Below are 20,815 nucleotides of genomic sequence, written 5' to 3'. Positions count from 1 at the left end.
GTAGTTCGGATAATATCCAAACTACAAGCTTTTTTCATAAACAAAATTATCAATTACTAGCAGCACTATATGCTACATGTCGTTTCTCAATCCGTTCTTCAATTTCTTTCATATTCTCTTTATTAGTTAGTAGGGATTGTTTATTTTCTATTAATAATTGTTTAAAGGATTTTCTCACTTTTTTTCGCATGTTTATTTTCCTCCTTGGGGGATGGTTTATATAAAAGATAACTTGAAACTTTAATCAATGAGAGGATTTACCCTCACTAATTATTAGCCTACATCAATCGGGCTTTTACAGGGAGTTACTCTTCCATCATCACTCTCTATTCAGCTATAATACTGAGATAGAAGTCCTATCTCCCGTTAATGCGGGATAAGGATTTATCTGTGTGTCCTTATAATAATTGATTGTTGTGAATTCCATTTGAACTTCATATGAAAATTCCGTTTATTTTCTGACAACTTTGTGAACAAAAAAAAGAAAGGTTAATCAAAAATATATTTGATCAACCTTTCCATACTCTTTAAAGCATATTAATTAATATTTCAGGTCTTCCCCAATTCATTTCGTTACAAACAAAGCGTAGTTTTTCTTCGTCCATTGTGTGTAACCCTTCTTCTAATAAGCATGAAATTGGAACTTCACAATGAATTTGCGCTAATTGTAAAGAGATATTTAAATTCTCTAAATCACTTTCAATTTTTGTGCGCTGCGCTTTCGTTAATGATGCTATATTTTCTAGCACTGCCGATACTGTCCCGTATTCTTGAATCAGCTTATACGCTGTTTTTTCACCAATACCTTTTACACCCGGATAATTATCACTTGTATCTCCCATGAAAGCTTTCGCATGAACAATTTGCCAAGGTTCTACACCTTTCTCTTCCATGATTTTTTCCGGTGTGTAATACTCGTAATTTCCAATTCCTTTACGAAGAAGCATAACTGTAACATTCGTATCAACAAGTTGAAGTAAATCTGTATCACCTGTCAAAATATAAACTTCCGCTTCATTGCAATATTGTTTTGCAAGCGTACCGATACAATCATCCGCTTCATAACCTTTCATACCGATTACAGGCATAGATAATTTCGCAGTCATTTCTTGCACTAAATCAAATTGCGGAATTAATTCTTCCGGCGGTGCTGCACGATTTGCTTTATAATTCGAGAAAGATTCTGTTCTAAATGTCGTACTTCCCATATCCCAGCACGTTACAATGTGCGTTGGTTCGATTGCTTGTATTGCTGTTAATAAATGCTTCATATAACCATGAATCCCATTCGTCGGGGTACCATCTTGTCGTTTCATAAATTGTCCATATACACTTGTTGCGTAAAAAGCACGAAATAATAGTGCCATACCATCAACTAATAATACTTTTTTCATAATTCCTCTCCTACTAACAAAAAATAATAACCTCACGTTATCACGTAAGGTTATATATAGATTACCATTCTACGTTTTTGTTCAACTTTGTCTATTATACATTGTTTTTGTATATTTAGCATCATTAACACATTAAGACATTCTACCGCAGCAAGTATGAAGTATTCCTGAATACGTATTTTTACCTGTCGAAACAACTACAGCCTTTGCATTTCCGTCAACAATATACGTACCTTTGAAACATACATTTTCAAGTTCAAGTGGATTATAGTCTTTCATCCGTTTTAATGGAATAAATCGTTTACGTTCAAGATGATAGCAACTTTCAAATTTCTCAATACTAGCATTATTTCCTGTCAGCATAGATTCATTTACTAATAAATCATTTGCATAAATAATACGTACATCTGCCGGCACTGTATCGCCCTCTGAAAGAAAAATCATATCTCCAGGTACAAGCTCTTGTACTGGTAATTTCATCATTTTTAGTTCACTGTTTAGCCCTGTTACGCTACAGCCAGCTACTCTAGAAACAGTAACTGTTTCACATTGTAATTCATCACCCATATGTTGTTTTGAAAGACCTGGGATCATTCCACTTAGCTTCATCATTACTTCCGCAATACGCGCTCTTTTTGAAGTTAATTCATTTCGGCCGTATACTTGAATACGCTTTTGTGCCTCTTTCATAGATAGTCCGTCTCTTGTTGTTTTAAAATACGCAAATACAGATTTTACATCTCTTGTTGCGATTTCAATTAATAAATCTTTATTTTTTTGAAGCATTGTTTGTTCTTTCATTGCTTTTTTACTTAATTTATACGAAGTGTTACCCACACTTTTATTTACATATAACATATTATCGTCTCCTCCTTTACAACATAGGAAGAAACGCTTTGTTTCTCAATTTATCCACTTTACTGTGAAAGTGTCTAGCGCTTAAATACTCGAATAAACGCTACATTATGATAAATATAGAGGGAGGAACAAGTCGTTTCCTGCCTACATCATATATTTTTGATTTGAAGTATATGGGTAACGGAACCGAGTCAGAATTTGACATGCTCCTCACCTCCTCTTTAATTTTTTAGTTATAATCTATACTATGAAATTACTCATAGCTTGCTAACAAAAAAGACCCTTACTCATAAGAGAGCAAAGGTCATTGCATACACAAATAAGCGATTCCTAATATAATACAATTAGAAATCTATGGACCTCTCCCTCGCCGAGTTTTAGCACTGTATAGCATAGGTTCATTACCAGCTACGTTAAGAAAAACCTTAATTCGATCATTCCTGTTGACCCATTGGCGTCTCTCGACATTTTTGGGCAGTAGCATTTCTCTATACAGGAGCCTCACCTAACAGAGACTTATTATAATTACATAGAAAATGTTACTCTTATTTAAAATAGATGTCAACACTTTGTATGGAAACTTTTCCTTATTACAATAACTATCTCGAGTTTAGTACACTAATACGCATCCTGCTCAGCGTTCGGCTACATAAATTAATTGAACACATATTGCAAAAAATTAGCAAATGAAAAATAAAACCCTTACGTTAAAATGTAAGGGTTTTAATACGTTACACAACCAGCAATTACAATTCCGATGGAAAGTGATAAAAACATAAGGAAAAGACCAACTGCTTGATTATCTTCTTCAAGACTTTTATTAATATTAAAACGTGGTGTAAGCCATTCCGCTAAATAAAAGACAATAATTTGAGCTAAGATCCCAACAGCTCCCCATGAAACCATATCAAGAATTGAAATAGAATTAGCAGCCGTTGAATATAAAACGATAGCAAGACCAAGTAGTCTTCCTCCAAGTACATAGCTTACCGCTTTATTCCCTTGAGCCATTAACTTAAATTCCTTAACTTTCGTTGTCACTTCCATAAGAAAAAGACCGATACATAAAAGTACAAGTGATACTGCTAAATATAGTAAAAAATTAATCATTTATTTTCCTCCTTCTTAATACCTACCGGTAAATAATACGATTCATTTCCCGTAATTTTTTCTCCGGCACGTATACCGATGCTGCTCGCTTTTCCAGCAATTAAAAAAGCCCCAAACACGTACGACAGCTTCTCAATTCCTTTTTCAGTTTCCAAAAATACAACTGGAAGCTCTGTATATTTCTGAAATATAGGCAGTGACGATTTATACGTTTCATGTGCATTTCGAATCATAATATTTGTATCCTTATCACGAATCGTAATCGTGTCACCTTCCCTACCGAACGAAGGTTTTTGAACGAAAGGACTTTTCCCCAAAAATAAATCTGGCTCTAAATATGTAGGAAGCATATATTCTTTAATCCACTTTTGTTCCTCACTTGTGTAAAAAGCACCTTCTTCTGCTAATCCCCAAATAAGACATTGAATTGATTTCGGCTGAAGTAAAAAGGCCGACAAAGGATTTATAATAAAAAGCTTTCCTTCTTTTACAAGTTGCAAAAGTTCTACTCCCACCAAATCCCCCGTTTCGGGATCTTGATCTTCAATCAAGTCTTCAATTGGATATGTTTGGCGATACAAAACATCAATTGGTAAACCATCTCTATCTACTAAAGCATCATCTGTAATTCTAAGTTCTGTCATTGGCATCACTTTATTTTCAACATGACATAGCCCACTCAAATACATAGTCGTATTCCAATCTTCTATATGTTCAGGATGAGCTGTGAAAACAACATTTGGCTCTTCCATTCCTTTTGTAAACTCCATTACGGCTTTTGTAATACCAGAAGAAAGTAAGCGCTCTTGATTTGCATTTGGATCATCATAGTCAAGTTCTTCACAAACTTTTCCATTCATTTGAAAGCATTCCACAATAAAAGTTGGAGTATCACTATTAAACTCAAGCATTTTAATACGATTATCCTCTGTTAAAGCAAAATCAAATCGTGAAATAACAGATTCAGGATACATCCCTTTCAGTCTAATAAAAGGCAAGCTTGCAGTTGGAAAACCGAGTTCAAGAAGCTGTTCATTAGATAAATTCCGAAGAATTCTAGCAGTCTTAAAAAATATTTTTCCCATTCGTTCAGTTGCTACTTGTAATTGTTTCATTGTTTGCTCTGTTATCGGGAAAACATGAAACAAACTATACTCACATTCATATAAGTCCGACCAGAAATGAGGATAATTCGAATAAAATTCTTTTCTTTTCTTTATGTATTGCGACATATTTTAACCTCCAAATCCACCTTTTGAACCGCTTCCAATTCCACCTTTAAATTCGGCCGAAGATTGATAAGTTTTAAACTCTGATGAATTTTTGAAGGTGGATTTATTTTGATAGTATGTACCACCATAAAAGTAATGTCCACGATAACCTGAACTACTATCATCACACTGCCAAACACCAAGCTCATCATCCCAATCCCAATCAGAACAACTATTATCATTCGGTTCGGGGGGAATATCTTGCGCGCAGCCAAATAAAGTGCCCGTCATTAAAGATGTTAGGACACCACCTACTAGCCATTTCGTTTTTGTCACCTTTGCACTCCCCTTTTTAAATTATATTTCTATTATATAAGATGTCATGATAAAGTAGAAGAAAAAGGAAGAAGAGGGATAAAATGCGATTGGAATATCGGCTCAATGATGAAACAAACGGGTATCCAGCTTTATGGAACTACGCAAATATTTCTAATTCTGAAATTGTCGCGCGCATGACTTGTGAATATTTTATAAAAGATGGAAATACATATATCGTTACTGCAACTTCAGTAGATCCAGACGGGACAGCAGTGTTATATATACAAAAAGAAGTTTTTTCCAACGACCCTTCAGATCCTACATATTCGCACATAGGTTTTGAAATTAGAGAACTAAAGGAAACCTGCTCAATTATGATAGAAAGTAAAGATATTTGGAATTACGAGGATATCTTACCCTCTCTCCATTCAGATATTATATATATTCAACGGGATGGAATACATTTGGAATTCACCCTCGATTCAAGAGAAATTGATGAAGACCGCAAGTGCTATATTTATTATGGGAACTTTACAGGTAAATCTAGATAACATGAGTATATTTATTCAACAAAAAAACCTTACGTATAAAACGTAAGGTTTTTTATATAGTCCCACATATGCCGTTATCTATAGATGTCCATAAACCTGCTTTCACAGGTGGATGTTCTCACAAATGTTTGTAACTTCCTTCTTAAAAAGATGGCCTGCTATCTACATTTAAATATTGAACTTCCGCATTATACTTATTGGTTTAAGACATACACAAGCTACGTACACCGTAGGAATTTTATATACTATTAGTTGAAATAAGACCCCCGCAAGTGCCGTCTCTCGTAAATGTCCAAAAACCCGCTACTCGCAGGTGGATGCCCTCACAGTTACCGTATATCTTCCTCCACAAGGAAGGCTTGATAATGGTCACTAAATATTGAGCTTCCGTAAAACTAACATCGGTTTTAGACATAAATAAGTTACGCACACCGCAGGATGTATTATTTACTTGTCGTTATATTATCACATTGTTTCCAATGTGTAAAATATAATTTTTTTGAAGCAATCTCTTGCTTGTGACCTTATTTTAATACAAATTATTTTTGCATGCAAGTGATTAATCTTCTTCTTTTGCAATTTGATTTTCCGGATAAGAAATCCAATCACTCCAGCTACCTGTATACAATTTAACATTTTGAAAACCAGCTAATTTTAATGCAACTATGTTCGGACACGCTGTAACACCAGAACCACAATATACGATTGTTTCCTTCTCTTTATCAAGATTTTGGAAACGCCCTTGCTGTTCCTCTTCGTTTTTAAAGTGTCCCGATTCTAAAATCCCATCTTTCCAAAAATAGTTTACTGCCGTCGGAATATGCCCTGCCTTCGAATCAACGAGCTCTTCCGCACCAGCATAACGTTTTGGTTCCCTAGAATCAATTAATGTCATATTTGCACCTGCACGAATTTTCCCTCTCACATCTTCCATCGTTACAAGCATATTTTCTTGTATTTCCGGTATAAAAGGTTTTCGTGCAATAACTGGGATATTCGGCGTTGTGTGTAGTCCATTCTCTTTCCAAGCTGGAAATCCGCCATCTAATATATATACTTTCTCATGTCCTACATAGTTTAATAACCACCAGAGACGAGAAGCATTTGCACCCGCTTGACTGTCATATGCAATTACTGTCGTATGTTCACCAATACCAGCTTGTGAAAGCTTGTCTGCAAACTCCTCAATATTCGGCAATGGATGGCGACCACCATGTTCTGTTACAGGACTTGATAAATCTAAATTCAAATCAAAATATAACGCATGAAGAATATGTTCTTCCTCATACTTTTCTCTACCCCAATTAGGATTCGCTAAATCAAAACGACAATCGATTATACGGACATTCTCATCTTCTATATGCTCACGTAACCATTCGACTGTAACTATCATCTTTAACGACCTTCTTTCTCTTGCAAACGACTTACATACTCCATAACCATTTCTTCTGTAACAAATTTACGCTGCAGTGTAACACCATTTTTTGCAAGATCATTAATTTGCTTTGTTACAACATTAATGATATCAACCGAAAATTCTTTCCCCTTTGACGCAAGAGATACGGCTGCTTCAATAGCTGCTTCACGCTGCGCATCTAATTGTAAACATGCTTTTACACTTTCATTTTGTTTACGAGAATGTGCTGTAATTGCTTTATGTACTTCCATCTTCTCTTCCCCCTAAATAAGTTATACGTTCTTATTCAATTCCATTGCAAGCCGAATCATATCGCGACATACAATCCCATTTTCAATAATCTCTTCTTCATAATGCTTTGAAAAGTAATCAAAATCAATAGAAAAAATACGAAATCCACATTTTTGATATAAAGCAAGTTGTGAAACACTAGAATTGCCTGTACCAACTTCAAGTTTTGACATACCATATCCTTTAGCAGTTTCTACGGCATGACTTAATAGCTGCTTTCCAATCCCTTTTCCTTGCAAATGCTCTACAACCGCAATATTCATAATTTCCATTGTCCTTGGTCTTGTTTCCAAAAGCACATATACACCGATGATTCTTTCTTCTTGTTTAGCTATATACGTAAACCCTCTCTGTACATATGCATCAATTTGGCTTTCACTTGGATCAGCAAGAAGTAATAAAGATTTCGGTATAGCTTCTTTCGAAATACGCTCTATGACAACAGACATAAAAATTCCCCCTCCTCTATTGTTCTAAACCCCCCTTGTCTACCATAGATAATAGAAAGGAGGGATTCACCATGGACAACAATGAGAAAAAATGCAACGTCATCTCTATTGATGGAAAGAAAAAGAAGAGCGACACATATTCCTATCCAAAATTAGTAGTAGAAAACAAAACGTATGAGTTTTCTTCATTCGTCTTATGCGGTGAAACACCAGACGGCAGACGCTTAGTTCTTACCCATATGATTTCTACTGATGAGTTTGCAGGGTTTGTAAAATCTTTAGATACTGTACTACAAAAGAAAATTGAACGAATCTTTTTTTCATAACAGCTATTTAATATAAATTTCTTTTTCAATTTCTACTAACTGCTTTTGTAGCTCTTCTTTACTTTGTTCGTATAGCGATACATCAATTGTTTCAGCTAAAGCGAATAATATACTTTCATAATAATTCTCAACGTCTTGCTGCATCACTTTTTGGAATAGGTTCCATTTTGCATCCCACTCTTGCTTATAATGATGAACGAATAAATCTTCTTCATCAACTACATAGTTTGATACGAAAGGTTCTAACACTCCTTTAGCGTCTTCTTGCATAAAAGCTTTATCATTTTTTTCAAAAAAGCTTTTCTCATTTTTAAAATGTGCTAGTGCCTTTTTAAAATCTTTTATTTCTATTGAAGGAAACGGCTCTTTATGTGTAATAATTTTATATTCATAATCCACTGTTCCACCCATAGAAATCGATTCATTTTCCACTTTGCAATTCACAACAATTTCATCCTTTGCACGCTTCATCGCTTCATCTATCCATTTTTCAAGACGTAATGATGTCGCACGCATTTCTTGTAATAAATCATGTTGAATAAATGAAACTAATTCCATTACACATTGCTGCAACTGCATTTTCACATTCCCATCTGTTCGTAACGACGCCGGATTAATAAATTCAGTAAACACATCGTTATAGCGTAAAAATAGACGTTGGTGTACATAATAAAGCAATTCTTTCACTTCATTTTGCATTGCTTGCTCTTCAGCAAGTACACTATATGATGAAATAATATGAAGTAGCTGATTACGCTCTGCTTCATATTTTTTTGTTTGCTTCTCTTTCTCATCATTTCCCTGCTTTGCGCCATTTATCATATTTACAAGAAGCTGATTCGCTCCTTGCAATGCACCATATAAAGCATGCACAGATACAAGCATTAAATCCCTCATCATAAAGGACGTAAATGATTCTTCAAACTTAGTAATCCCGGAGTTTTGTAAAATACCATACTTTTCTTTATCAATACTTTTCCCTTGCTTTTCTTCAAGCGCACATAAACTTGAAATTGCAAATAAACGTGGATTTCTAATACCGTATTGCAGGAGCTGATCCGCAATATAACCTTTTACCATTTCAAGTTCTTCTTCAGATTGTGCTAAATCGGCAGCATTTATTAAGAAGAACATTTTATCAAGTGCAAATGTATCCTTTACACGACCGAGCTGAATTAAAAATTCACGATCCGCACGAGAGAAAACATGATTATAGTATGTTACGAATAAAATAGCATCTGCGTTTTTAATATACTGGAATGCAACATCCGTATGGCGCGCGTTAATAGAATCCGCCCCTGGTGTATCTACAAGAGCTACTCCTTGCCTTGTTAAAGCACAATCATAATAAAGCTCCATATACTCAACAAAGCATGATTTTTCTTCATTAGCTACATAATCAGAGAACTCCTCTAACGTAACTTGTAATTGTTCCCCTAAATGATTAGCAACTGCCTCATATCCTTTTTGTACCGCTCGCAAAAAGCTAAATGTTGTTTTTTGCTTCCCGCTTGGTGAAGGGTATTTCATAATTTGATCAATTTTCGTTAACGCTTCTTCCAATGTAGCAATTTCATAGTGAAACATTTTATAAACAGCTTTCATATCTTCTAACAGCGCTTGCTCTGACTTAAACTGGACAATTACCGTTCCATGTGGTTTATCTTCTGTAACTGGCAAAATTTGATTTATTGTTGCTGTCGTTGGGTTTGGCGATACAGGAAGTACCTTTTCACCGAGCAATGCGTTAGCAAATGATGATTTCCCAGCACTAAAAGCTCCAAATAACGCTACTGTAAATTGCTTCGTTTCTACACGCTGTCTTTTTCCAACTACTTCTTGCTGTAGATGTTTCAGTGTAGGCAATGGATCTAATATCGTTTCAGCTTTCTTCACTTTTTCTAATATACGCTGAATATTTAAAGCTTTCGTTCCTTTAATCTCTTCTTCACTAGCCGCTACGTTATCATTTACAATTTCTTGCTCTTGTAGTTTAAACTTCTCACTAACAACTTGTTTTTTACTTTGTAATATTTCGTCTATTTGCAATCCATCTGGTATAGAAACATTTTCATTCCAAACATCTCCCAAATAGCTCTCATATTCCTCATACGTCTTAATGTACTGTAATTTTGTTTCTTTTGCTGTTTGTAACATCGTGTATTTTTCAATTTCTTCTTCAATACGAGCAATCTCTATCTTCACTTTCTTCTGCAATATACCCGTACTTTTTCCAAAGATTTGCTGAGATTTCATAAAGTATCTTTTCTTTAACTCATTTGCAACGTCAGCAGTATAAAGAAGTAAGTAATCACCGGTAAATCCAGCCCCCTGTTTAATTGTTTCAGCCAACACTTCCGGTCCGAAAGCAATTTCTAACGCATATATGTCTTTCCCTATTTCCTCTGTAAATAACCCTTCTTCTTTTAAGAAGGCTACAATAAATTCTTTCACATGAAAATCAAGTTGCGTTTCAACAGTCTTTTGAAGAGCAGAATAAAAAGCATCTACACGTCTCTGTTTTTCTTGCTCCGTCTTTCCTTTCGCAAATAACAAACCAACTTTAAACTTCGTTAATTTCGTTTCTAAATATTTATTTGCCAATTCTCTCATTTCAAATGGCATTAAATACGCGTTATCTAATATGGCTTGTAAACCTTTTATAAATTCATTTCTCACATCAGATTCTTTACTAGCCACCCGATCTTTATTTTCAGTTAACTCTTCCTTTTTTTCAACTATCTCTGAAAGTGACAGTGGTGATGTTAATTCTTCTTCATATTTCATGAGATGTTTTTCATTTTCAGAAAGAATAAACGAACAATGTTCTTGCAGTAAATATTCTGTTTCTCGCTCCATTCCCTTTCTTACATACTGCTCTTTTTCTTTCATGATAGAAAAGATTAATGCTTCTAAACTTTGAATTTCATTGTATGGATGATTCATCATTCGCAATGATGTATAGAAAATACCATCTACTTCAATATCCCAGTTAGAAAAAGACTGTTTTACACTATCTCTATACTCTTCAAACGATAACTCATTTGCTTTATGTTTATCTATTTGGTTTACAACGAGATAAACCGTTTTATTACGTTGTTTCAATTCTTTAACAAACTGTAAGTTAACCTCTGATTGGACATGGTTATAATCCATCATATAGAAAATAACATCTGCTAGATGCAGTGTTGATTCCGTCGCTAATTGGTGGGCATCATCCGTAGAATCAATTCCGGGCGTATCAACTAACATAACCCCATCAGGAATTGGCGCATCATTTCGATAAATATGAACACCAATTACTTCATCACCGTCTTTACATATTTGTTTTAATTCTTCTGCTGAATATGCGCCGTCATATTCATACTGTTCTCCAGACTTAATCGTTACAACAACACGATCAGATCCTCTTTCAATTTTAACAACGTTAGCACTCGTTGGAATCGGACTTGTCGGTAATAATTGCGCTTTATATAGGTGATTCATCATTGTCGATTTCCCCGCAGAAAAATGACCACAAAAAGCTAGCATAAGCTGCTCTTGTTTATATTTTTGAATCACTTCAAACAACTTCAAACTATTCTCTACATCGCCGTTTTTTTGCCACTCTTCATAAAAACAAACAAGTTTTTTCATACCGTTTGTCTGTACTATGTTTGTCATCCCCTTGTTCCCCTTTATCCAAGATGTATATACTTTATCCCGCTATTTGTGGGCAGTAAAAACCCGTTTCGTGCGGGCTAGTAATCAGTGAGGGATAGACCTCCCCGCTGATTAAAGTTTCACTTTATTATCATACTAAATTTTCAGCATATTCACATCAAAAATAAAAAATCCCTTTCATTCTTTTTACAAATGAAAGGGATTTTATGTAATATTATTCATTTTGTTGTTCCTACTCCATTTAATACATACTTTGTAACACCAACATATATAGCAATCGTTCCTGCAACAAGTGCATACACCATATTAACACACCAACCTTTTTTTGATAATGATTATCACTTTTGAATACATTTTATCATTAAAGAGAATCATTATCAACAAATTTCTAAAAAAAGAAAGCTCCTTCGGGAAAAGGAGCTTTACTGCCTGTTTTAAAGAAGTTTAAAACTTGCTGTGCACTCTTATTATATCTCATAATACACATCTTAGCAGTTTTAAAAATTGGAAATAACCTATATACCCTCCCCTTTACATTTTGTATAATAAAGTGAAACTGTAATTAGTGGGGATATTTCCCATCTCCACTAATTATTAGTTGAACCAATCGGGCTTTTACAAGCAGCCCGACTCCCACCTAACTTCCTCGTATTCACTGAATTTTGAAGTGGGAGTCTTACTGCTTGTTAATGCGGGATAAAAGGGAATTACTTAACAAGGAGGAAAATAATGACACAAAATATTTCACAAGGCGAGAGGATACATTCCATCGATATTATTAGAGGAATAGCTGTACTAGGTATTTTTCTTGTTAACTGGCCAGTTATCGCTGGTGTTGATTCTCGAGATATTTCCGGCGTTTATGATGGATTAGACAGCTATATTCGCTTATTTTATGACATGTTTATTCAAACGAAGTTTTATACTATTTTTTCATTTTTATTCGGATTAGGTTTTTATATCTTTATGAATCGTGCTGAGGCGAAAACAGATCGTCCGAAAACTTTATTTGTTCGCCGCTTGCTTATTTTATTATTATTTGGGTTCTTGCATTACGTTCTTTTATGGGACGGAGACATCTTACATAGTTATGCCATCGCTGGATTTTTCTTATTGTTATTTTATAAGAGAGAGCCTCGTACTATTTTAATATGGGCATTAGTTTTACTAAGTATTTTTCAATTTTTCATGCTAATCGCTAGTATAGTGGTTGCCTTAGTACCAAAGGCAGAGTTAGGGTTTTCCTTACCGATCATGCCACTTGAAGACTGGGTGTCACAAATACAAAATCGTTTCCATGCATTTTATTCTGAAGGAATTGGACTAAATGTATTCATGCTCCCAGAAACAGTTGGACTATTTTTACTTGGTTTATACGCCGGCAAAAAAGATATTTTCCGCCGCACGAAAGAGTTGGATCCAAAGCTTAAAAAATGGCAAATCATTATGTTCATTTTGACATTACCAATGTGGTTCTTCATGGTCCGTTACTTCTTATCAAAACCATCTTATGAACCATTTTATATGCAGGCCTTTACAATGTTTAGTGGAAAAACATTATTCATATTCTACATTTTCACGCTCATGCGTTTATTACAAAAAGAAAGATGGCAAACATTATTACGTCCGTTCCAATATGTCGGACGAATGGCGTTAACAAATTACATCACGCATACGATTGTTACGTTACTTGTATTCGGCCTATTTTTCAAAAATTATTATCCCGCTCCATTATGGGTGGGACCACTATTTTGCATCGGCTTTTATACGTTACAAATCTTTATTAGCCACTGGTGGCTTTCACGTTACCAATATGGGCCACTTGAGTACATTTGGCGTCTTGGTACGTACGGGAAAATGATGCCACTTAAAAAGAAAAGCAAGGTCTCATAATGAGACCTTGCTTTTCTATGCTTCTCTTACTGCACTTTGCATCGGAACTGGCTCTTCTTTTACTTTACGCTGCGGCACCATATTAAATACAATATTTAAAAGTACTGCTGATGCACTTCCAAGTACAATTCCGTTATCTGTCAAAATACGAATGTTTTCCGGAAGCTGTGAAAATAACGTTGGAACAACTGTAACTCCAAGTCCGATTCCGACAGAACATGCAACAATTAATAAATTTTCTTGTTTTCCAAAATCAACACTGCTTAACATTTTAATACCATATGCCATAACCATGCCGAACATTGCTAGCATTGCACCGCCAAGTACTGATTTCGGAATAATTGTTGTAATGGCTGCGATTTTAGGAATAAACCCAAGAGCAATTAACATACCACCACAAGTATAGATAATGACGCGATTTCTTACTCCAGTTAATTGAACAAGTCCTACGTTTTGAGAATATGTTGTGTATGGAAATGCGTTAAAAATACCACCTAGAACCATTGCTAATCCTTCTGCGCGATAACCTTTTGTTAATTCTTTTTCACCGATCTTTTTATTACAAATATCAGATAATGCAAAATATACCCCTGTTGCTTCCACAATTCCTACGCAAGCAACGAGAATCATCGTAATAATTGGCGTTAATTCAAATGTCGGTGTCCCGAAGTAAAACGGCTGAATACCGTGGAACCAATCTGCCTCTCCAACCGCTTGCAAACTTACTTTCCCCATAAACGCTGCGACGATTGTACCGAACAAAAGACCAAGTAATATAGAGATTGAACGGATAAATCCATCAAAGAAACGATACATAATAATGATAAATAATAAAACACCAAATGCTAACGCTAAATTTTCTAGACTTCCGAAATCTTTACTTCCAACTCCTCCAGCCATATCATTAATAGCTGCTGGAACAAGTGTAACCCCAATAACTGTAACGACAGATCCTGTTACAACAGGAGGAAACAGTTTTACAAGCTTCCCAAATAATTTCGCGAAAATAACAACAAATAATCCCGCTGCAATAATTGCTCCATATATAGAGGACACGCCGTATTGTTTACCAATTGCAATCATCGGTCCAACCGCTGTAAATGTACAACCAAGTACAACCGGAAGCCCAATACCGAAAAAGCGATTTGATAATGCTTGTAAAATCGTTGCTACGCCGCACATTAATAAGTCAATCGATACTAAATACGTTAATTCTTGTTGATTTAAACCAAGTCCCCCGCCGACAATAAGAGGAACAATAATTGCGCCAGCGTACATGGCAAGCATGTGCTGAATACCAAGCGATGCGATTTTAAATGGGTGCTGCTTCATCGTTAGTTCACCTCCGCAGTTTCTTGCTGTACAAATGTAACTGTGCCGTTATCAAGTGATGCAATTTCTGCTAGTGATTCAACACGAACACCCTGTTCACGCAGCTTCTTTCCTCCATCTTGAAATGCTTTTTCAATAACAATGCCAATTCCCGCAATACTTGCCCCGGCTTGCTCTACTAAACTCATTAAACCTAAAGCAGCCTGACCGTTTGCTAAAAAGTCATCGATAATTAAAACGCAATCATTTTCATCGATATGATTTCGAGATAATGAAATTTCATTCGTTTCTTGTTTCGTAAATGAGTATACGTTTGCAACGTACATATTATCTTGTAACGTTAACGATTTACGTTTTCTTGCAAAGATTACTTTTACACCAAGCTCTAATGCAGCCATAACTGCTGGTGCAATGCCTGAAGATTCAATCGTCACGATTTTTGTAATGTTCTCTTCTTTAAAACGTTTAGCGAATTCTTTTCCGATCTCTTGCATAAGTACTGGGTCAATTTGATGATTTAAAAATGCATCTACCTTTAATACGTCACCAGATAAAACCTTTCCTTCGTTCAAAATCTTTTCTTGTAATACTTTCATGTTTGTTCCCCCTCTTATGCAATAAAAAACTCCAAAAGCCGCCACCACTCGTTACAAGTGAGAGACGCGCTTTTGGAGTTTCGCAAAAAAGAATGCTAAACAAGCAAATATATTCGTCCTCACTCATAGTCAAAGTATTTACGGTACTTCGGTAGAAACTTGCAGGCCATATCCCCGCGATTATATGAGTGTAGCTAACTATTTATTTTATAGAAGGATTATAACGCACTTTTTTCACTTTGAAAAGCATTTATCGAAAAAACACGTACGAATTTTATGAAAATACCATTTTCGTTCGAGTTTTTCAAACTTTCACATTTCATATTACAACGTCGTTAATATGATAGGACCATCCTTCGTAATCGCAATTGTATGCTCATACTGTGCAGATAATTTCCCATCCATCGTCCGTGCAGTCCATCCGTTTAAATCTACTTTAGAATATCGCATACCGGCATTTACAATAGGTTCAATTGTAATTACCATTCCTTCTTGTAATTCTTGTCCTTGCCTTGGCTTACCAAAATGAAAAATTGCTGGTTCCTCATGAATTTCTTTACCAATTCCGTGTCCCGTAAAGTCTCTTGCAACAGAAAACCCTTCAGAGGCTACATAACTTTCAATTGCGTATCCAATATCTCCAACATGGTTACCACTTATTGCTTGCTCAATCCCTTTATATAAAGCACTCTCTGCTACTAACAATAACCTTTTTGCTTCATCAGAAATATCTCCAACTATATACGTCCATGCAGAATCCGAAAGCGCACCATTTAAGTTTACTACCATGTCAATTGTCACAATATCGCCTTCACTTAAAGGAACATCTGTTGGAAACCCATGACACATTTCATTGTTCACAGATGCACATATTGCGTATGGATAATCGTTATACCCTTTCTGTTCGGATCTGGCACCATGCTCTTCTAAATACGCTTCAACAAACGTATCAATTTCTTGTGTCGTTATTCCTGGTTTCATCATTTTTGCAATTTCTCTATGACAAGAAGCTAGTAACTTCCCAGATTCATGCATCAAATCTATTTCATTTTTCGTTTTAATTGTAATCATACTACCTCTCCTTACTAAACTTGCTATTTGCTACTAAACTTCAATCATACACATCCTCTTCCAAAATTTCAAAACTTCTAATTACAACAAGTACAAAAAAAACATCATTTATTTCTACATCAAAATAAAAAAACAGAAGCTCTTCTCTGTTTTTTAATCGTTTTTACATATATAATTCATTTTCAAAAACTCAAAACAACTACCATTTGTTTTCTGTATAAACGTTCCAACAGCTTCGAATCCTGCTCTTTTATACACTTTAATCGCTCTTTCATTAAATGTCGCTACTGATAGTGTTATATAATTACATCCGTATTTTTCTTTACTAAAAGCTAGTCCAGCTTTTACGAACTGTAGACCAAATCCATTCCCAGTTATATCAGGTCTCATTCCAAGACCTATATCAACCGTTTGATTATTTATGTTACTAAAACTAAAGAAACCAATGAGAGTACCATTTTCCTTCACAGAAAATGTATGATTCCCTCTACTCTCATCCTCTAAAAACTCAGCTAAATCTTCTTCATCTGCCTCTATATCATAAAAGGAATACTCCCCTTCATAATGCCAGTTATATGCAATTTCTTCTGCTTCCGCTCGCGACATTACTGTAAACATATAGCCCATTTCTCTCACTCCCTCATAAAAAAAAGCTGCAATTAAGCAGCTCCTGTTTTATAACTCATAAATCTCTTTATATTTAGCTTCTAAATAATCAGCTAAGTAGTTTGCATTTAAACCTTCACCTGTCACATCTTTTAAAATTTCAAGTGGTTTTTTCGTTTTGCCATATTGGTGAATATTCTCTGTTAACCATTCACGAATTGGTGTCACGTTTCCTTCTTCTAATAATGCATCAAAGTTTGGAATATCCTTTAGCATCCTATGTTTAAATTGCGCTGCATACATATAACCAAGCGCATAAGATGGGAAGTATCCAAATGAACCACCAGCCCAGTGAACATCTTGCAATACACCTTGTGCATCGTTTTCCGGACGAATTCCTAAATATGCTTCCATCTTATCATTCCAAGCCGCTGGCAAATCCTTCACTTGTAATGTACCATCAAATAATTCTTTCTCAAGTTCATAACGAACCATGACGTGAAGCGGATATGTAAGCTCATCTGCTTCTATACGAATAAACGATGGCTTCGATTCGTTAATCGCATCATAGAACTCACCTACTGATATATCATTGAATTGACCATCGCTATACTCTTTTAATAAATCATAATTTTTCTTCCAGAATGATTTATTACGACCGATAAAGTTCTCAAAGAATAATGATTGTGACTCATGAATACCCATAGAAGTTCCACTACATAGCGGTGTACCTTCAAATTCCTCCGCAATATTTTGTTCATATACAGCATGACCACATTCATGAATCGTGCCGAAAACAGCCATACGGAAGTCTTTCTCATCGTAACGAGTCGTAATACGAACATCCCCTCTATTTAATGTAATTTCAAAAGGATGTACCGTTTCATCAAGACGACCCGCTTCAAAGTTATAGTTCAATTGTTTTAATAACTCTAAAGTAAAATTCTTTTGTTTTTCTTTTGAAAAATGTTCAGCTAAAGCATTTGTTTTTAATTCTTTTTTAGACTCAGAAATTTCTTTCACAAGCGGAACGATACGTTCACGTAGTTGACCAAATACATGATCTAACACTTCTACTGTGATTCCCGGCTCATACATGTCTAATAGCGTGTTATATTTGTACGTTTCGTAACCCCAATATGTAATAAACTTCTTTTTGAATTCAACAATTTTTTCTAAATACGGACGGAACATTTCGAAGTCAGATTTTTCGCGAGCTTCTTCCCATACACTTTCCGCTTTCGCTTCTAATTTCACATACGCTTCATATTCCGCTTGTGGAATTTTCTTATTTCTATCATATTCTTTACGACACTCTTCAACCATTTTCTTTGTCGTTTCAGAAAGTTTATTTTCAACAATTAAAGATTCTAGTTCAGTTAAATAGTTCCCCATCTCATCTGAAGTCGACATCACAAACACTTCGGATGAAAGCATTCCAATTACTTCTGAACGCTGGTCTACTCCTTGCTTTGGTGCACCTGTTCTTAAATCCCAAAACATTAAGCTTAATGCCTCTCCGTAATTCTCTATCTTCTTCACATATGTTAAAAATTGTTTTTCCACTTCATATGTAGCAACTGTCATAGTATAAAAAACCTCCTTTTTCTACCTCAAACTTATTTCGACACTGAAACATAAATTCCTTTTCTAATAGAAAAAAAGCTTGGCAAATGCCAAACTTTTCCCTACAACATTTTTTCGCTTAAAGTACTTTTCCTTCTACCGGAAGTACTTTCTTCACTGCTTCTATCACTTTTTCATCTTCATTATCTGATAAGAATAATGATATAGCACCTTTATCTTCACTTGTACGAATTAAACGTCCAATTCCTTGGCGAAGACGTAAAATCATATAAGGCACATCTACATCCCAGAATGGATCATTCACATGTTTACGCTTCGCCTCAAACACAGGATCGTTTGGAGGGAATGGTAATGACCAAATAATAACATGTGATAATGATGAACCTGGAATGTCTAAACCTTCCCATAAATGAACGGCACAAAGTACAGTCTCTTCTTCATTTTGGAAACGAGAAACGAGCTGACTAATTTCTTGATCTCCTTCATATAGGAACGGAACTGACATTTGCTCTTTACTTACATATTCTTTAAACGCTGCAAGTTCTTGCGTTGTACGGAATAATACGAGTGTACGTCCATTTGTTTTTTGTATATTTTCAAGTGTATATTGACACTTTCTTTCCCATTCATTTTCTTTCGTATAGGGAAGTAAGTTTACTGTCATTTGCTCTTCATAATCAAACGGCGAAGCAACTGAGAATGATAAGTAATCTTTTACCCCTAGACTATTTGCAGTAAATGCGAACGAATCATTGTCAGATAATGTCGCAGAAGAGAAAATATATGGAATCTTCTTCGAGAATACTTTTTCTTGTAACACTTCTTCAACTGCACGCGGCATAATAACTAACGTGAAAGCACCATCGCCTTCTTCACCCCACGTAATTACATTTTTCTCGTGCATGAAAAGACGAAGTGAATGCTCTAACACATCTAAATGCTCATCAACAATATTTAAATCGTATGTGTTTACTGTATGCATTTCACTTTCAAATACTAATGCATCACCGACTTCACCGATTTTCGCATAAAGTCTTTTCGCTTCTGCAGTTACCTTTTCTGTCACAGTAATTTCTAAACGATCAGAACCTTCAATTTCCTTTTTATTCTCTTGTAGTACCCCAAAGAATTGTTCAGTTTGCCAAATTGTTTCTTCTACTAAATGTGCGAACTCTTCACGAATATCATTTTGTAATAATCTCGTTAAAAGTTGCTCCATCATCGTTTGTTTTAAACGGTACGTTAAAGCTTTTTGAGCTGCATATTCTACAAGATGCCCTTCATCGAATACAACGCAACTACTTTCTGGTAATAACGGAATTTGTCCTTCACGTTTGCGAGCTTCGTACGTCCAAATATGATCCATATAGAAATCTTGAGAACAAATGATTAAATCTGCCGCTTTACGATAATGCTCGCGCGAAAGAGTTTGACCACAACGATGACGAGAATCACAAGTGAAGCAATCTTGGAAGTAATCCCAGTTTACCTTTGACCATTCCTCGTCATTTAACAGTGGAAATTCTTTTCGATCACCATAGTGAGTAAAGTTCTGCATCGTACCATGATCGAATACGAACTGAGGTAATTCGTAATATACATCTTCAATTACTTCTGGAGCTCGTCCACTCATAACATCTTCAAGTTTACGTAAACATAAATAATTATCCATTGACTTCGCAAGTCTAACATCAACAGATAGCCCTAATGCTTCAGATAACTTAGCAATGTCTCCTTCTTCTTTCACAAGCTGCTCAATTAACGTTTCATCTGCACAAGCGATAATAGCCGGCTTCCCTGTATAACGTGCATAACAAATTGCATATAAAAGATATACAATTGTTTTCCCTGTTCCTACACCTGCTTCTGCAAACATAACTTTCTTCTCTTGGAAAGCGCGCTCTAACTGAAACGCCATAAAAATCTGTTCATCACGCTCTTCAAAGCCTTTTTCCGGAAGAATGTCGTAAAACACATCTCCAATCCACTCATTCAACTTATCATAAAAATTATCTTGTTTTCCTACTTCAAATGGTAACCTATTCTCAGTAAACATCCTTAGCCTCCAACCAAACAGTTTTTCTATAAAAAGATATAGCAACTGCTACTCACATGTGTGCAGCCACTTTCCCCTGTTACAAT

The 20,815-nt window shown here is 35.3% G+C and carries 19 protein-coding genes, 2 other RNA genes and 2 riboswitches; of the genes, 3 read left to right on the top strand and 18 right to left on the bottom strand.

What is annotated here, in order from left to right:
• Positions 1 to 49: 49 nt before the first annotated feature.
• The 6 genes from LCF45_RS08055 to LCF45_RS08030 all read right to left on the bottom strand — a co-directional run bounded on the left by LCF45_RS08055 (position 50) and on the right by LCF45_RS08030 (position 4,909).
• The gene (locus LCF45_RS08055; protein ID WP_001228051.1) at positions 50 to 190 is read right to left on the bottom strand and encodes an FbpB family small basic protein; all 141 of its coding nucleotides are present in this window, start codon (positions 188 to 190) and stop codon (positions 50 to 52) included.
• Positions 191 to 527: 337 nt separating this feature from the next.
• Entirely contained in the window at positions 528 to 1,394 is an 867-nt protein-coding gene (locus LCF45_RS08050) for a 5'-3' exonuclease (protein WP_002126510.1), read from the bottom strand.
• A gap of 132 nt (positions 1,395 to 1,526) precedes the next feature.
• Positions 1,527 to 2,252 carry a P-type ATPase actuator domain-containing protein gene (locus tag LCF45_RS08045; RefSeq protein WP_002126507.1) on the bottom strand — a complete coding sequence of 242 codons (726 nt, stop codon included), beginning with the start codon at positions 2,250 to 2,252 and terminating at the stop codon, positions 1,527 to 1,529.
• A 354-nt stretch (positions 2,253 to 2,606) separates the two neighbouring features.
• Positions 2,607 to 2,772, bottom strand: a riboswitch (M-box (ykoK) riboswitch).
• A gap of 203 nt (positions 2,773 to 2,975) precedes the next feature.
• Positions 2,976 to 3,362: a DUF350 domain-containing protein gene (locus LCF45_RS08040; protein WP_002086561.1), complete on the bottom strand. Its 387-nt coding sequence runs from the start codon at positions 3,360 to 3,362 to the stop codon at positions 2,976 to 2,978.
• Positions 3,359 to 4,594 carry a glutathionylspermidine synthase family protein gene (locus tag LCF45_RS08035; protein ID WP_002168767.1) on the bottom strand — a complete coding sequence of 412 codons (1,236 nt, stop codon included), beginning with the start codon at positions 4,592 to 4,594 and terminating at the stop codon, positions 3,359 to 3,361. The genes LCF45_RS08040 and LCF45_RS08035 overlap by 4 nt, the downstream gene beginning before the upstream one ends.
• 3 nt (positions 4,595 to 4,597) lie before the next feature.
• Complete coding sequence (locus LCF45_RS08030; protein WP_002126505.1) at positions 4,598 to 4,909, bottom strand: hypothetical protein; 312 nt, start codon at positions 4,907 to 4,909, stop codon at positions 4,598 to 4,600.
• An 83-nt stretch (positions 4,910 to 4,992) separates the two neighbouring features.
• Between LCF45_RS08030 and LCF45_RS08025 the strand changes: the two genes are divergently transcribed.
• Positions 4,993 to 5,442 carry a hypothetical protein gene (locus LCF45_RS08025; RefSeq protein ID WP_002030848.1) on the top strand — a complete coding sequence of 150 codons (450 nt, stop codon included), beginning with the start codon at positions 4,993 to 4,995 and terminating at the stop codon, positions 5,440 to 5,442.
• Positions 5,443 to 5,497: 55 nt separating this feature from the next.
• Here LCF45_RS08025 and ssrS (LCF45_RS08020) read toward each other — a convergent pair.
• The 5 genes from ssrS (LCF45_RS08020) to LCF45_RS08000 all read right to left on the bottom strand — a co-directional run bounded on the left by ssrS (LCF45_RS08020) (position 5,498) and on the right by LCF45_RS08000 (position 7,599).
• A non-coding RNA gene (ssrS, locus tag LCF45_RS08020) (6S RNA) lies at positions 5,498 to 5,681 on the bottom strand.
• Between the two features lie 21 nt (positions 5,682 to 5,702).
• A non-coding RNA gene (ssrS, locus tag LCF45_RS08015) (6S RNA) lies at positions 5,703 to 5,885 on the bottom strand.
• A gap of 116 nt (positions 5,886 to 6,001) precedes the next feature.
• Positions 6,002 to 6,835: a sulfurtransferase gene (locus LCF45_RS08010; protein ID WP_002168769.1), complete on the bottom strand. Its 834-nt coding sequence runs from the start codon at positions 6,833 to 6,835 to the stop codon at positions 6,002 to 6,004.
• A 2-nt stretch (positions 6,836 to 6,837) separates the two neighbouring features.
• On the bottom strand, positions 6,838 to 7,110 hold the full coding sequence (locus LCF45_RS08005; RefSeq protein ID WP_000451806.1) for a YpbS family protein: 273 nt from the start codon (positions 7,108 to 7,110) through the stop codon (positions 6,838 to 6,840).
• A 21-nt stretch (positions 7,111 to 7,131) separates the two neighbouring features.
• Positions 7,132 to 7,599: a GNAT family N-acetyltransferase gene (locus LCF45_RS08000; protein WP_002086567.1), complete on the bottom strand. Its 468-nt coding sequence runs from the start codon at positions 7,597 to 7,599 to the stop codon at positions 7,132 to 7,134.
• Positions 7,600 to 7,670: 71 nt separating this feature from the next.
• Here LCF45_RS08000 and LCF45_RS07995 point away from each other — a divergent pair, with 71 nt between their 5' ends.
• A complete protein-coding gene (locus LCF45_RS07995; RefSeq protein ID WP_000369740.1) occupies positions 7,671 to 7,925 on the top strand; it encodes a DUF3931 domain-containing protein in 255 nt (84 codons plus the stop codon).
• Between the two features lie 3 nt (positions 7,926 to 7,928).
• Here LCF45_RS07995 and LCF45_RS07990 read toward each other — a convergent pair whose 3' ends face one another.
• Positions 7,929 to 11,588, bottom strand: a complete 3,660-nt coding sequence (locus LCF45_RS07990) for a dynamin family protein (protein ID WP_078203021.1) — start codon at positions 11,586 to 11,588, stop codon at positions 7,929 to 7,931.
• Between the two features lie 729 nt (positions 11,589 to 12,317).
• Between LCF45_RS07990 and LCF45_RS07985 the strand changes: the two genes are divergently transcribed.
• Positions 12,318 to 13,481 carry a DUF418 domain-containing protein gene (locus tag LCF45_RS07985; protein WP_002186276.1) on the top strand — a complete coding sequence of 388 codons (1,164 nt, stop codon included), beginning with the start codon at positions 12,318 to 12,320 and terminating at the stop codon, positions 13,479 to 13,481.
• A 15-nt stretch (positions 13,482 to 13,496) separates the two neighbouring features.
• On the opposite strand, the gene pbuX is transcribed toward LCF45_RS07985, so the two are convergent.
• The 6 genes from pbuX to LCF45_RS07955 all read right to left on the bottom strand — a co-directional run bounded on the left by pbuX (position 13,497) and on the right by LCF45_RS07955 (position 20,729).
• The gene (gene pbuX / locus LCF45_RS07980) at positions 13,497 to 14,813 is read right to left on the bottom strand and encodes a xanthine permease PbuX (protein WP_002126498.1); all 1,317 of its coding nucleotides are present in this window, start codon (positions 14,811 to 14,813) and stop codon (positions 13,497 to 13,499) included.
• 2 nt (positions 14,814 to 14,815) lie between these two features.
• Complete coding sequence (locus LCF45_RS07975; protein ID WP_263894734.1) at positions 14,816 to 15,409, bottom strand: xanthine phosphoribosyltransferase; 594 nt, start codon at positions 15,407 to 15,409, stop codon at positions 14,816 to 14,818.
• Between the two features lie 106 nt (positions 15,410 to 15,515).
• Positions 15,516 to 15,617, bottom strand: a riboswitch (purine riboswitch).
• A gap of 116 nt (positions 15,618 to 15,733) precedes the next feature.
• Positions 15,734 to 16,480 carry a type I methionyl aminopeptidase gene (locus LCF45_RS07970; protein WP_002168775.1) on the bottom strand — a complete coding sequence of 249 codons (747 nt, stop codon included), beginning with the start codon at positions 16,478 to 16,480 and terminating at the stop codon, positions 15,734 to 15,736.
• A 153-nt stretch (positions 16,481 to 16,633) separates the two neighbouring features.
• A complete protein-coding gene (locus LCF45_RS07965) occupies positions 16,634 to 17,107 on the bottom strand; it encodes a GNAT family N-acetyltransferase (protein ID WP_002189017.1) in 474 nt (157 codons plus the stop codon).
• Between the two features lie 48 nt (positions 17,108 to 17,155).
• Entirely contained in the window at positions 17,156 to 18,673 is a 1,518-nt protein-coding gene (gene ypwA, locus LCF45_RS07960; protein WP_263894733.1) for a carboxypeptidase, read from the bottom strand.
• 118 nt (positions 18,674 to 18,791) lie between these two features.
• Entirely contained in the window at positions 18,792 to 20,729 is a 1,938-nt protein-coding gene (locus LCF45_RS07955; protein ID WP_002011942.1) for an ATP-dependent DNA helicase, read from the bottom strand.
• Positions 20,730 to 20,815 lie beyond the last annotated feature (86 nt).

It is taken from the genome of Bacillus sp. 41-22 (genome assembly GCF_025809295.1).
Lineage (GTDB): Bacteria > Bacillota > Bacilli > Bacillales > Bacillaceae_G > Bacillus_A > Bacillus_A mycoides.
Note: the sequence above shows the minus strand (reverse complement) of the source record. Positions and strands in the feature narration are given on the sequence as shown.

What these genes read in the sequence shown, in the direction of transcription:
- LCF45_RS08055 (WP_001228051.1), bottom strand. Translation starts at nt 190, where the DNA reads ATGCGAAAAAAAGTGAGAAAATCCTTTAAACAATTATTAATAGAAAAT.
- LCF45_RS07985 (WP_002186276.1), top strand. Translation starts at nt 12,318, where the DNA reads ATGACACAAAATATTTCACAAGGCGAGAGGATACATTCCATCGATATT.
- LCF45_RS08045 (WP_002126507.1), bottom strand. Translation starts at nt 2,252, where the DNA reads ATGTTATATGTAAATAAAAGTGTGGGTAACACTTCGTATAAATTAAGT.
- LCF45_RS07965 (WP_002189017.1), bottom strand. Translation starts at nt 17,107, where the DNA reads ATGGGCTATATGTTTACAGTAATGTCGCGAGCGGAAGCAGAAGAAATT.
- pbuX (WP_002126498.1), bottom strand. Translation starts at nt 14,813, where the DNA reads ATGAAGCAGCACCCATTTAAAATCGCATCGCTTGGTATTCAGCACATG.
- LCF45_RS08040 (WP_002086561.1), bottom strand. Translation starts at nt 3,362, where the DNA reads ATGATTAATTTTTTACTATATTTAGCAGTATCACTTGTACTTTTATGT.
- LCF45_RS07975 (WP_263894734.1), bottom strand. Translation starts at nt 15,409, where the DNA reads ATGAAAGTATTACAAGAAAAGATTTTGAACGAAGGAAAGGTTTTATCT.
- LCF45_RS08035 (WP_002168767.1), bottom strand. Translation starts at nt 4,594, where the DNA reads ATGTCGCAATACATAAAGAAAAGAAAAGAATTTTATTCGAATTATCCT.
- LCF45_RS08050 (WP_002126510.1), bottom strand. Translation starts at nt 1,394, where the DNA reads ATGAAAAAAGTATTATTAGTTGATGGTATGGCACTATTATTTCGTGCT.
- LCF45_RS07995 (WP_000369740.1), top strand. Translation starts at nt 7,671, where the DNA reads ATGGACAACAATGAGAAAAAATGCAACGTCATCTCTATTGATGGAAAG.
- LCF45_RS08010 (WP_002168769.1), bottom strand. Translation starts at nt 6,835, where the DNA reads ATGATAGTTACAGTCGAATGGTTACGTGAGCATATAGAAGATGAGAAT.
- LCF45_RS08005 (WP_000451806.1), bottom strand. Translation starts at nt 7,110, where the DNA reads ATGGAAGTACATAAAGCAATTACAGCACATTCTCGTAAACAAAATGAA.
- LCF45_RS07990 (WP_078203021.1), bottom strand. Translation starts at nt 11,588, where the DNA reads ATGACAAACATAGTACAGACAAACGGTATGAAAAAACTTGTTTGTTTT.
- LCF45_RS08025 (WP_002030848.1), top strand. Translation starts at nt 4,993, where the DNA reads ATGCGATTGGAATATCGGCTCAATGATGAAACAAACGGGTATCCAGCT.
- LCF45_RS07970 (WP_002168775.1), bottom strand. Translation starts at nt 16,480, where the DNA reads ATGATTACAATTAAAACGAAAAATGAAATAGATTTGATGCATGAATCT.
- LCF45_RS07955 (WP_002011942.1), bottom strand. Translation starts at nt 20,729, where the DNA reads ATGTTTACTGAGAATAGGTTACCATTTGAAGTAGGAAAACAAGATAAT.
- ypwA (WP_263894733.1), bottom strand. Translation starts at nt 18,673, where the DNA reads ATGACAGTTGCTACATATGAAGTGGAAAAACAATTTTTAACATATGTG.
- LCF45_RS08000 (WP_002086567.1), bottom strand. Translation starts at nt 7,599, where the DNA reads ATGTCTGTTGTCATAGAGCGTATTTCGAAAGAAGCTATACCGAAATCT.